The organism is Ruegeria atlantica, assembly GCF_013032005.1.
Classification (GTDB): Bacteria; Pseudomonadota; Alphaproteobacteria; order Rhodobacterales; family Rhodobacteraceae; genus Ruegeria; species Ruegeria atlantica_A.
Map to the genome: position 1 here is coordinate 38,879 of NZ_WQBE01000014.1, position 12,381 is coordinate 51,259.

At 53.7% G+C, this 12,381-nt stretch carries 10 protein-coding genes and 1 pseudogene; 6 read left to right on the forward strand and 5 right to left on the reverse strand.

The window, feature by feature from the left end; all coding sequences use genetic code 11:
- Window positions 1-269 precede the first annotated feature (269 nt).
- A complete protein-coding gene (locus GOX21_RS21780) occupies window positions 270-3,332 on the forward strand; it encodes a class I adenylate-forming enzyme family protein (RefSeq protein WP_170379487.1) in 3,063 nt (1,020 codons plus the stop codon).
- Window positions 3,333-3,430: 98 nt separating this feature from the next.
- Window positions 3,431-3,613: an AraC family transcriptional regulator gene (locus tag GOX21_RS21785; protein ID WP_170379485.1), complete on the forward strand. Its 183-nt coding sequence runs from the start codon at window positions 3,431-3,433 to the stop codon at window positions 3,611-3,613.
- A gap of 157 nt (window positions 3,614-3,770) precedes the next feature.
- On the opposite strand, the gene GOX21_RS19420 is transcribed toward GOX21_RS21785, so the two are convergent.
- From GOX21_RS19420 to GOX21_RS19430, 3 genes are all read right to left on the reverse strand, one after another.
- The gene (locus GOX21_RS19420) at window positions 3,771-4,625 is read right to left on the reverse strand and encodes a Rossmann-like and DUF2520 domain-containing protein (RefSeq protein ID WP_170379483.1); all 855 of its coding nucleotides are present in this window, start codon (window positions 4,623-4,625) and stop codon (window positions 3,771-3,773) included.
- Window positions 4,626-4,984: 359 nt separating this feature from the next.
- A complete protein-coding gene (locus tag GOX21_RS19425; protein ID WP_170379481.1) occupies window positions 4,985-5,986 on the reverse strand; it encodes a cyclic nucleotide-binding domain-containing protein in 1,002 nt (333 codons plus the stop codon).
- A 215-nt stretch (window positions 5,987-6,201) separates the two neighbouring features.
- Complete coding sequence (locus GOX21_RS19430; RefSeq protein ID WP_170379479.1) at window positions 6,202-6,891, reverse strand: hypothetical protein; 690 nt, start codon at window positions 6,889-6,891, stop codon at window positions 6,202-6,204.
- 89 nt (window positions 6,892-6,980) lie between these two features.
- On the opposite strand from GOX21_RS19430, the pseudogene GOX21_RS21790 reads away from it, so the two are divergent.
- A pseudogene (locus GOX21_RS21790) lies at window positions 6,981-7,214 on the forward strand (RrF2 family transcriptional regulator); the annotation flags it as partial.
- Between the two features lie 20 nt (window positions 7,215-7,234).
- Window positions 7,235-7,372: a hypothetical protein gene (locus GOX21_RS21575; RefSeq protein ID WP_254428628.1), complete on the forward strand. Its 138-nt coding sequence runs from the start codon at window positions 7,235-7,237 to the stop codon at window positions 7,370-7,372.
- A 194-nt stretch (window positions 7,373-7,566) separates the two neighbouring features.
- Here GOX21_RS21575 and GOX21_RS19440 read toward each other — a convergent pair whose 3' ends face one another.
- On the reverse strand, window positions 7,567-7,974 hold the full coding sequence (locus GOX21_RS19440) for a hypothetical protein (protein ID WP_170379475.1): 408 nt from the start codon (window positions 7,972-7,974) through the stop codon (window positions 7,567-7,569).
- 55 nt (window positions 7,975-8,029) lie between these two features.
- Window positions 8,030-8,815, reverse strand: a complete 786-nt coding sequence (locus GOX21_RS19445) for a FadR/GntR family transcriptional regulator (protein ID WP_170351185.1) — start codon at window positions 8,813-8,815, stop codon at window positions 8,030-8,032.
- Window positions 8,816-9,141: 326 nt separating this feature from the next.
- On the opposite strand from GOX21_RS19445, the gene GOX21_RS19450 reads away from it, so the two are divergent.
- Window positions 9,142-10,191: a TRAP transporter substrate-binding protein gene (locus GOX21_RS19450; protein WP_170379473.1), complete on the forward strand. Its 1,050-nt coding sequence runs from the start codon at window positions 9,142-9,144 to the stop codon at window positions 10,189-10,191.
- Window positions 10,192-10,309: 118 nt separating this feature from the next.
- A complete protein-coding gene (locus GOX21_RS19455; RefSeq protein ID WP_170379471.1) occupies window positions 10,310-12,373 on the forward strand; it encodes a TRAP transporter large permease subunit in 2,064 nt (687 codons plus the stop codon).
- The last annotated feature ends 8 nt before the right edge of the window (window positions 12,374-12,381 follow it).

The window sequence follows — 12,381 nt, forward strand, 5'->3', positions numbered from 1 at the left end:
ATGATAACTCCGATCGTATTGTGCAAAGAGTTCAAAGCCTTATTGGCTTGCGCGCCTTCGATAGCGCGCGCAAATTGTTGACGCAAAATAAGACCGAACTGCGTGAGAAATATGAACCGCTTAGGACACGCTTAATCAGGCACGAGACTGGGGATCCAATTTCGGAATGCGGTCACAGGCTGGCGGGCCGTCCTGGCGAAGCTTCGGTTGGAAAACCCGGCTCTGAACAACCTTTTGAAACGGAGTGGCGAACAGCTAACCAGGAAGTTGTGAATGCCCTTTTGGCCAACGAAGCAGGGAACACTTCAGATAACGATGCGTTGCTTTGCGACATTTCTAAGGATCCCCAGCGCGCCCTGTCATTGGTTGTTTTTCTGAACGATGGTTTGGATGCCAGCTACAAATCCACGCTGATTATTTCTGCATCGCGCCTTCCACCAATGGCGCGTTTCGTGATTTTTTCACACTGGCATTGGGTCGATGAAAAGCATCTGGTTAACGCGCTAGATGAGGCAATCTCAGACGGTAAAACCTATAATGTCGAAGCATCGCTTACTCGTGCGATGTCGGGTCGAATATCTCCGCCAAGAAAGAACGCGGCAAGGAAGCGGTTGTTCGACAATCTGTTACGCCTTGCAAGGGGTTGGGCGTCGTTTGGAAAGGACCCACTGATTGAGGTGGCGAAAACCCAAGGTGTGCGCGTGGTCGGCCCGGAATCAAAGCCCACCGCATTTCCAGCAGATCAGGACTATGCAACCTCGTCGAAAGGGGTAGCATACGGTGTCGGCTCTGCGCTTACCGATCGGGCAAAATCCTGGCTGGAAAAAAATGCTGAAAACGCCAACGGGATCGTAGTGTACTCGCCTCACTCTCAGAACCTGACTTTCGCTTCAAGACGTTTGCAAGTCGCATTGGCGGGAATGGGGAAGCCGGTACAAACACTTGTCGAGGTTGCACCCGAAGTTGGCGACCCTGCTGAACCCTCGGACTTTCTGACCGCCGCGCGTCGCGAAGGTTACGACATCACTTTATCGGGTCGGCGGGTGACGAAACGCAATTCCTACTCAAACCGATACTTGGACCATTTGCGGGCGGGCGCAGTGCTTCAAATATACTTCGACGGAGAAAGAGCTCCCGGCAAACGGTTGTTGGTACCGTGGCTTTTACGCCCCGGCAAACTGCCCGGATTTCCGGCGCAACTTGCGATTTCCAGCGGTGCGGATGTCTGCTTTGCTGCGACATGGATTGACGAGGATGGCGTGCCGGTCATTGACCTCGTTCCGCTCAAACTGCCGCCTCGTTCGGGTTCAAATCTGGTTCAGCGGTTGTGGCTTACCCAGCAACTGGCCCGCACTTGCCGAAGCTTTGTTTTGACACAGAAAATGCCGGTTCAGCGGCATTTGATCGCCGCTTACGGAGGAGCAATGCCAAGGCGCGAACTGGTTGATTTGGAAACCTGGACGCGCAGCGACACGGTGCGCCGTAGTAAGTTGTGTTGGCTATCCAATCATGCCCCGGACCATGTCGCTATTCGAACCGCGTCTGGGTTTATCACCTATGGGGTTTTGGCAAGCCTGTGTTTGCGCATGTCCAGCATGTTGTTGCATTTTCAGGATACTGCCCCCAATCACTCAGACCCCGAGCGTAAATTTGGGTGCCAACACCGGGTTTTGTGCCTGCTACCGGCCAGCCCTGCGGCAATTGTGACGCAACTGGCCTCGACGGCAACCGGAAGTCTGCTTTGCGTTGGTCTGCCAGAGGATTCAAACGAACAGCTTGTCGATCGCCTGAAAGCGTTTGACCCTGATTTGGTTCTTGTCACGTTTTCACTTTGGAGTCGTTTGATAGCTTCAAACCCAGAGCTTGAGAATGTGAACGCTGTGATTATCGGCGACGATTGCGACGCAGCTGCTCTGGACTTTCTTTTAGACAGTTTTGCCGAAGCCTCGGCTTTGCCGCCCCTTGATCTTCGGTGTCCCGCCTATGTTGTTTACACGTCTGGCAGCTCGGGCGAGCCCAAAGGTGTTGTTCTGGCTGCGGGCATGGCCTCGCGGATGCGGGTGTTCGATTATGATCAGCCGCAAACTTTGCTGACAGTTGTGCGTTGGGACACGGCAACCGCGCTGGAAACACTGCCTGCTTTTGTGGGGGGGCACACGATTGTTCTGCCTCCAATCACCGGGTTTTCCGATCTAAAGCAGCTTTGTGATCTTATGATTGCAACGTCCACCACAGCTTTGTCCGCTCCGTGCAGCGTATTGCACGGTATGTTGCAAAACCCCGATTTCTCACCCGAGTTTTTGCCCGGATTGATCGTCTTTTACCCCTGGGGGGAACCGAGTCGCGCGCGTCTCATCGGGGATTTAGTGAAGCGTTTTCCCAAAGCTGAACTAAACGCGACCTACGGCGCTTCGGAGTTTATTGAAGTTTCACATGGAAAGCTTCCCGCCGAAGGTTTTGCCAAGTATCAGGGATCTCCGGGTGGAATGTTCTTGGCTGGTGCAAAAGCAGTCAATGCAGACGGTCACGATTTGCAACCCGGCGAAATTGGCCGGGTCAAGGCCGTTGGCTACGACCGGACCCTGGGCAATTTCAAGAATTTGCAGGCAGGTGAGCCGGTTTTTGATCCACTCAAGGATCCCATTCTTCTTGATGATTGGGTGACCATTCTGCCTGACGGGAGTTTAGATGTATTGGGAAGAGTGGACGATGTGGTTAACATCCGGGGGCGTAGACTGTCGCTGAATGCCGTTACCGAAATTGCAGAAAACGTAGCAGGGATCGAGCGGGCCTTTGTCACCGTCGCGCAAATTCGCGAGGCAGATGCGGTTGCCATTGCCATTGAAACCAAACGCAAGGATGTCGACATTCTGGAAAAGGAATTGCGGCAGGCCGTTACCGAAAATTTCTTTCCCGCCGCCGCGCCATTGAGATTTGTACACACAGAGGAACTGCCGCGTCTTCCCAGTGGGAAATTGGATCGTAAAAGGCTTCGATCAATATTGGAAAATGGGGGGGCAGACACATCTGGTTTGCCAACGCGGCAACCGAAGGCTGCTACTGTGTCTGAGTCACCTCTGTCCCCAATGCTTGAGGTGTTGCGAAACTTCGCAGATCACGAGGGGTTGGTCCCGCGCGCAGGTTTTGATCCCGACAACACACACCCGTTTCTCGATTCCATCCTTAGCCTGATACTCATGCTGAGCATTGAAGAGAAGTTTGGAAATATCCCACCCGCAAACGTCTTTGATCGTCAGGAATCAGCAACCTGGCGCGAGCTTGCAGAAGCTCTTGGACCGAAAGCCTGTGTTAACTCGCGGTCTGAGAACTGATGTTCCTGGGGTCGGACTTTATTGACGCAGCGCCTGAAACAGTTTGAGGGTCAATAGCCTGCCAGGAATGTTGGAAGGTTCCGGCCCAGAGGAGTGTTTTGGAGGCGCTTGCCAAAAACACGCCCGTCGGTGTTGTGGCACAGGATTGTGGGTACGGCAGTACCAGCGCCTTTTCCTTTACATTCCGCAAAGTTTTCAATGTCGGCCCGACAGAGGTACTGGACGTCAACAGCAAAGCTGCCCCGGGAGAACGGTTCCCCGATCAGAACACTCCGACATAGCTGAGTTAGAAAACACCACTGAACTTTGACCAGGTCGACGATGAACCACTGAAAACCTGTGCAGTTTGAAACAGGCCTTTAGATCACGCGCTGCTCCACCATCTTCTTTTGGTTCTTGCTGGGGCAATGCGATCTCTCGAAAGCTGACTATCGAAACTCAACGATCAGATTTGGTTACACCACTCGTTTTGAGTGACCGGGCCATGTCGCTCAAAATTCGGTAAACCTCCCCAGCATCAGGGTGCCAGTCCGCAACATCTTCACCCTGCGAGGTGACAACTTGATCGTCTCCTCTGGCTGCTGGACCGGTCAACGCGCGTCGGGGGCCCAGGGCAATGACGTTCTGAGCAGTGCTTTCCATCAGTTTGGCGTTCAGTGGCGCGATAACATCTTCCGAAACGCCGGCCACCGTCCATGCTTCTTGCGCAATTGCTTGTAATACAACGGTAAAATTGTTCGAAATCACAGCCCCGGCGTGATAAAGACTTTTGGCGTCGGAACGGATCGAAAAACATTCAGCGCCAAGATTGCCCAACAAGGGCCGAAGGAATTCAAGGGCGTCGGCGTCTCCTTCCAGCCCGCATAGCGCACCCTTGAACTGATCCTTTGCCTTGTCGGGATCCGCAAAGGACAGAACCGGATGGACACTTGCCAGACGCCAGTTCAATCCGCGCAACCGAGCCATTTCATCGGCCGCAAAATACCCGCTGCAGTGAAAGGCGATGGGTGGTTTTTGTGTGCCATCTGTCGCGGAAAGCTTTGTTGCCAGATCAGAGGCAACCGCTGCTATCTGAGTATCAGGGACAGCGATGACCCAAAGATCGGCGGGGCGTAAATCGGAAATGCTTTGCACGGCATGACCGGCGTTTGCCCTCTCAACGGCTTCCTGAGCGGAAGCGAAACGCGCGCTTAGGACGTCTTGAATTTGGCAATATGGTAATGAGTTCAACAGGCTCAGGAAGGTCTGGCCGACCCGGCCCGCGCCGATCAGGTTTGCTTTGATCTGGTCCATATCCACTCGGTCCAATGCGAAAATTCGATAGGTGCAATATGCCACGTGGCTTCCCGGTCCGCCTCAAAGATTTTGGGACCGCGCAGTTTTACATTCAGGGCTTGCAGTTTCAGATGGTGGTTGCCGCAATCGATCATCCGTCAGAAAGGATCAGACATGTCACAGATGATCTTTGCGATTGTTAAAATTTGCAAAACCCTGATCGACATCCATCAATTGCGAAATATGGGAACAGCTATGAAAATACTTGGCTTCTACTTGAACAGTGCGAATGTCGCCGGTGGCTAGATGCGACTAGCCCCAAGTTGAAAAGCGCGCAGGGCTATCTTTATACAACGGTCGACAAATTCGCTGATCCACTAGACTTTGTTATCGCGCAGTATTGCTCTGGCCCGAGCCAGATGTTCGGCAATTGTAATCATCAGATTTTTCGACACCTGATGATCGTTGGCAATTATCGAACGCAACTCTTTTGCACCCAATCGCAAGAATTCGGTTTCTTCCAGCGCTTCCAAGTTCAAAAGCCGCTTTTCGTTCAGAATTATCGACAGATCCCCAACCATTCGCCCTGGATGCACATCAACCACCACGTCCTTCTCGTCAGTCGTTTTTTGCCAAAACAGCGAAGCGTGACCTTTGACACACAGGTAAGCCGCGTCGGCTTCGTCCCCTTTGGAGAAAATCTCCTGACCCGCATTTGCGTGAAACCAGCGCGACCCGAAGGCCAAAAGGCGTAGGCTTTTTCGGTCGAGACGCGCAAAGACCTCTGCCTGCCTTAGGGCTCGCAGTTTGGTTTCAAGATCCGACTCACTTTCCGGGGTAATTTGCCCGCTGTCCCCGACAACGCCATTTTCGATTGATACAAACTGAGAATATGCATCCGGATTGCCAAAGGAGCGCTCGATATAAATCTGCGTTGTCCGCGGCATCAATTTGGCCAACTCATCGCGTGTATGCTGCCGAGTTTCAGGGCTTTGGCTGGCAAGTGCGTTTTCTAGGATCAGAACGTCCGGCCGCTTGATCCCCGCACGGCTGAGCGCGACGCGCTCTCGGAAGTCGGTCGGAATGTTGCTGCCACCGGATGCAATATCCAGGTCGAAAATCGCCTGGGCTGATTTGCTGCAAAGCCCATTTGATCGCAACGTAGCCAGCACGATTTCTTCGATCTCTTTTTCTTTTGCACCGGAAAAGACCGATATTGCGCCATAAATCGTATTTTTCAGCACCGTTCTGGTAAGCAGGAAGCGATCTATTCCAGCCGGAATGAAGTTTGTGTTCAACGCTTTCAGAATTTTGGGGCCCGAATTCTCGCGAATTTCAAGCGACCTCAGCTGGAACGATCTGACAAAGGCAAAACCCATCTGATCCGCTGAAAGTACAAAGGGAAGCTATATCAATGTCGCCTTATCTTCGCGCGAGAGCTGGACTTTCGCACTGCCCGAGAAATCATTATGCGACGCAGCCAACAGCAGTTGATACGTATCATCCGTGATCCCAAGTTTTTTGAACAGGGGGTGATCAGTGGATGTCGAGCCAAAGGTCGCGTGGAAATTGCCCAAGGCCTCTAGCGAAATATCTATCTGCGCATCGACCAGATAAAATTTTTTATCGTCCCAAGGAAAGCAGGATCTGCAGCCAGGGATTCTGATGTGGTCGACGCCGTCGCCAAACCGGAAAACAGGTTGATGCCTAGCGGAATGACCGGGTTGTAATCCGAGGCGTCAAAGCGATGAATAAAGGTGTCCGGCTTGGCCTGCTTCAGGGCCTGTTCGACCTCTGCCCGGAGGGACAAAACTGCGCCGATCAGCTCGGATTTCGTCCGTTCTGATATGGTGGATCGAAGAATTCGGCGGACCATGAAGTCCCCGATGCCCATCGTTTCCACCAGCTTGTACCACCAGTCGCGAATTTCCTCTTCGATTTCAGATCCGGCGATTTCGGGGCGTATCCAGTTTGCGTCCAGAGGTTTATCGGTTGGATTGGACGTCTCCCCTTGGCCGTCAGGGCCACTTGAGTCCTCGGGGTATCTTTTGAACGGCAGCATCAAGTTGTCGCCCAACGTTCCTTCGAACAAGAAAGAATCCGGTTCCGAATACCCGATTCGGCCCGAAATTGCAGCCTGATGCAGGCCTAGCAAGTTTTGATCGCCAATCCTGATGCTGCCGCATGTTGGCAGCAATTCTCGCGCAATGGGAGTCGCCAGGGCCGATCCTGCACTGGGATCGTCGGTCTGGATTGCGAAATTCAGGTGGTAAAGCCGCAGCATCGATACAGATTATAAGCGACCGCCATATGTTTGCATTGGGAACAGATTTCATTGATCGACGGTTTAGTGGTATTTGAGGGAATTCAGTCGTGCGCTTAACTTTACATTCAGGCTACGCACTGCATGTGCTGACCTATGTGGCTATCGCGCCTGAAAGAAAGGCGACCGTCAATGAAATTGCGGCGGCCTATCAGATATCCCATGACCATCTTGCTAAAGTCGTGTACCGATTGAAGAAAACGGGGTTTCTTGAGGCCGCGCGCGGCCGTGGTGGCGGTATTCGCCTAAGTCGTTCTGCCTCTCAGATCACCATTGCCGATATCATTCAGCCACAGAAGAGGACATGGCACTTGTTGAATGCTTGGGCCAGACCCGGACCTGCCGGATTGCAGGTGTCTGCCGCTTTCGCGAACTGTTCCGAAAAGCACTGGAAGCCTATTTTGAAGTGCTTGATGCAATGACGCTGCAGGATGCAGTGTAGTTTCCCGAAGCGTTAAAGGGTGCGTTGAATATCAACAGGCCCGCGATCCCGCATTTACCATAGATTTGCTCAAACAACCTGACTGGTTTGCACAAGGCAAACACTCTGCCCCCTGCTGGGCATTGGAAAAGCCGCACAGTGTTTAGACTATGCGGCCCCCCAATTTTTCATCTGTCCGAATAATCTCGAAATGATCAGCCCAGTTGCGGGATCACATATTCGCCAATTTCCTGCACAACCTCTTTCGCGGGGCGCGATCCGTATTTCAGGTTCAGCGCGACATGAGACACCCCGATTTTGTGCAATTCGTTCAGGTGATGAAACAGATGGTTACGGCCTGACCTGGATCCCACATGGATCGAACGCGCCGGTGTATTCGGATCGTCGACCAGATCAACATAAAGCGATTGGGCGAATGGCTTTTCCTCGACCTTGCCAGTCTCTTTCACGGCAGCCTGCCAGGCGGCGGTGATCTGCGCCTGAAATTGCAGCGGGCGCGGGTACGTGATCCAGGCTTGCCCGTGTTCGGCAATCCACGGGATCGATTGTTGTGACCTACCAACAACCAGCAGCGGAATATTTGGCTGCGCTGCCCTGGGCAACAGATCGCATTGTCCTTAGGCAAAGATGTGTGGCCATCCTCATGATCTGAAAGCGCTACGAAGGTTTTTGATCCGACAGCAGACGGCGTTTTTCAGCCATTGCTTCCCTGCGGCTGCGTTCGATCCCCAACCTAAAGGACTCCTCGACGAAATCGATGTGGTCGGTTGCGGCCTTTTCTGCACGTTCCTCGTCGCCGTCGATTACGGCCCGGCCAAGCTCCATATGTTGATCCAGCAGCTTCTTGCCGGTGCCATCGATCGTCTTAAGAAAGTCGCGATTGTAGAATACACCCTTGCGCGTAAGTTCGTAGATTGAAGCCATGATATGGATCAGCGTTGCGTTCTGGCTGGCGTCGACGATTGCAGAGTGCAGCGCAAAATCTGCCTCTTGAGAAGCTTTGGTGTCATTTTCACGCCAGGCGCGTTCATTTTCGACCAAAATCTCGGCAATCCTCTCTTGATCTGCTTTTGTCGCGCGACGCGCTGCAAGGCGGGCGGCAAAGCCTTCCTGTTCGCGCCGATATTCCAGATAATCGAAAAAGGCGGGCTCATGTCTCTCATAAAGTGCGAGTAGTGCCGGCATCATGGCCTGACCTGTCAGAGCCGCGACAAAGGTTCCTTCACCATGTTGCGTCGTGACCAAGCCGCGCTCTTCCAGAACGGACAGAGCCTCGCGCAGTTTCGGGCGCGAGACGCGCAGCATCTCCGCGAGGTCTCGTTCCGAAGGTAGCTTGCGACCCTGTTTCAGGATGCCCGAGGCGATCAAATCTTCGATCTGAGACACAACAGCCTCGGCCAGTGATTCGTGTCCAACCGGTTCAAATATCGCTGTGGGGCTCATGGTGCTGTGCCTCTGTTCGATGTCTTAAGTAAAGATCACTGGTAAATAAATATATCCATAATCTGTTTAGATTCAAGCAGTGAGATCCGGAAGATCACCGTATTACAGATGACTGTTTTTGAACGTAATTTGATCGATTTTCTTTTCTTCTTTGCGAGTGACGTATGTAGCTGAGGTGACTGCGTTGTTACGTCGACCTAATTCCAATGGTAAATAAAGTTGTTGACTGGTTTTTATTGGTAAAGTTAGTTTACCACCGGAATGGTGTGGGAGGGACCTGCGCCGCTGATCGGGACAATGTTCCGACCTACCCTGGAGGAGAATTCATGAAGAAGACCCTGACGAGCCTCGCCGTAGCTGCCAGCCTGCTGGCCGCACCTGCAGTTGCCGCAGACAAACTGTTGCTGAAAACCCCGATTGCCTTTTCGACCGAGCTGCCGGGCCTGGGTTCACCGATCCCGCGCGTTGCCGAACAGCTTGAGTTGATGTCGGGCGGTACGTTGAAGATGAAAGTCTACGAGCCAGGCAAACTGGTTCCGCCGTTTGAAATTCTTGACGCTGTATCTACCGGCAAGATTAATTCTGGCTACACTACGGCCGGATATTGGGCGGGTAAAATCCCTGCCGCGCCGCTGTTCTCGGCCGTTCCTTTTGGCCCCGAGGCGGGCGAATACATGGCTTGGCTGTATTACGGCAACGGCCTGACTCTTTACCAAGAGATGTATGATCAGGCGGGCTTCAACGTCAAAGTTCTGCCCTGCGCGATCATTGCGCCTGAAACTTCGGGCTGGTTCGCATCCGAGATCAATTCACCCGAAGACCTGAACGGCCTGAAGATGCGTTTCTTTGGTTTGGGTGGAAAAGTGATGCAGAAACTGGGCGTGGCGACCTCGCTGCTGCCAGGTGGTGAGATCTTCCCTGCGCTGGAAAAAGGCGCGATCGACGCGACCGAATTTTCGATGCCTGCCATCGACGCGCGTCTGGGGTTCCACAAGCTGGTGAAATACAACTACTTCCCCGGCTGGCATCAGCAGGCAACTGTGTTCGAACTGCTGATCAACAAGGACGTCTGGAACGAAACCAGCGACCAGCACAAAGCGATCATTGAAAGCGCCTGTAAAGCTTCGATGGCGGACAGCTTTGCCGAAGGCGAAGCCATTCAGCACGCTGCGCTGATCGACAATATTGAAAACAACGGTGTCACCATCAAACAGTGGTCGCCTGAGATGCTGGATACCTTCCGCACAACTTGGGATGACGTTGCAGCAGAAGAAGCCGCTAACGACGCCTTCTTCGCTCAGGTTTTGGCCGATATGAACGAGTTCCGCGAAGGTTACGACCTCTGGAAAACGAACGCGTTCCTCCCTCGTCAGTAATCTCCCTTGCTGACGCAACCGGGGCGGCGGGATCCGTCGCTCCGGTACCTATTTCCTGATCTTCGGAATTTCTAACCTTTCACTGCCCGTGCGCCGGGCTGTTGAGCGAGGTATGACCATGACCACACAAAACAATCTTACCGATCCGGTCGAAGCCTATGAAGGCATCCTGGAACATCCCGAAACCGATCGTCAGAAGGTCGCGGTCGCGATAGACGCAAGCGTCAAGGCTGTCGGCCATGTGGTCATGTGGGCAAATGTCCTGCTGATGGGGGCAATTTTTACACAGGTCGCTCTGCGCTATTTGCTCAGCCAGAACTACCCCAAGTTGGACGAGATCCAGTGGCATTTCTACGGCATCGTGACGATGATCGGCATCTCTTATGCTTTGATCACCGACAGTCACGTGCGCGTCGATGTTCTGCACATGCTGCTGTCACGCCGGGCTCAGCGGGTCATCGAGGTGATCGGTATTCTTACCCTGTTGACCCCGTTCATCTATCTGATGATCGATCAGGGGTACGACTATTTCTACGAAAGCTTCCGGGTCAATGAACGCTCGGACAGCCCAACCGGCCTGCCTGCCCGCTGGGCTTTCAAGGCAGTAATCCCGATCAGCTTTGTTCTTCTAGCACTGGCGGCGCTTGCGCGACTGATCCACGATGGGCACGCGCTTTTGTATGGACCGGCCTCAGAGCGCGAAGGTGCATCTTTGCGTCGTATCCTGCTGGTTCTGGCCGTGTTTGCCGCTGTTTGCGTCGGCTTGACCTTCCTCGTGGAAACTACCGAGGAAAAGCTTGTCATCGCCATGTTCCTGACCTTCATCGCGCTGTTGTTTACCGGGTACCCGGTGGCCTGGGTTCTGGCGGGTGTCGGCGTTGCCTATTGTGGTCTGGCCTATCTGTTCGACAACGATCTGATGCTGTGGACCGGGTTGGAGAGTACGTTCACCGGGCTCGACTATCTGACGCTTGGTGCGGTTGTGAACCGGGTCTATGCGACGATGTCCAATGCGGTTCTGGTGGCCCTGCCGATGTTTATTTTCATGGGTCTGATGCTGGATGAATCCGGTGTTGCGGAACGTCTGATGTCCTCGATGCAGCGCCTGTTTGGTACAGTACGTGGCGGGTTGGCCATCACCGTTACCCTGATCGGTATCATTCTGGCGGCCTCGACCGGTATCATCGGTGCATCTGTGGTGTTGCTGGGCGTGCTGTCCCTGCCGTCGATGATGCAACAGAAATACCAGCCGACGCTTGCGGCGGGCGTGGTCTCGGCATCCGGTACGCTGGGTATTCTGATCCCGCCCTCAATAATGCTGGTGATCATGGCCGACCAGATGGCGCTGTCGGTGGGTGACCTGTTCATGGCCGCGGTCTTCCCGGGTGTGATCATTGGTGGCCTTTATCTGACATACATCTTCATACTCGCACTGGTGAAACGTGACGCGGCTCCCGTGCCTGAAGGCGCGAAGGCCCCCGACTGGGCTGCGGTCAAAGACGTAATGATCGCCGTCATCCCGACGCTAATGCTGATCCTTGCGGTTCTGGGTTCGATCTTTGCTGGTTTGACCACTCCGACCGAAGCCTCTGGCATCGGCGCACTGGGCGCGACGCTGTTGGCCCTGGGCTATCGCAAGCTTACCTTCCACAAGTTGTGGAACGTGCTGGTGTCGACCTTCAATACCACCGCCTACATCTTTGCCATCTTCCTTGGTGCAACAGTGTTTTCGTATGTCCTGCGGGAACTGGGCGGCGACGAGTTGATTGAACATGTGGTGCAATCCACCGGATTCAATGCAAACGGTACCATCCTCTTTATCCTGTTCATCGTCTTCCTGCTGGGGTTTGTGTTGGACTGGATCGAAATCACGCTGATCGTGCTGCCCCTGATGCGCCCCATCGTGAACGGCCTTGGCATCGACATTCCGGGCTTTGGCGTTTTGGACGAACCCGCGCTGGTGTGGTTCGTGATCCTGGTCGCGGTAACGCTGCAAACCAGCTTCCTGACACCGCCCGTGGGTTTCGCGCTGTTCTATCTAAAAGGCGTCTGCCCGCCCGAGATCAAGCTGATGCATATCTACAAAGGGATCATTCCCTTTGTGCTGCTACAGCTTACCGGTCTGGCCCTAGTCTTCTTATGGCCGACCCTTGCCACCTGGTTGCCTTCGGTCGCCTATTAAGGAGTTCG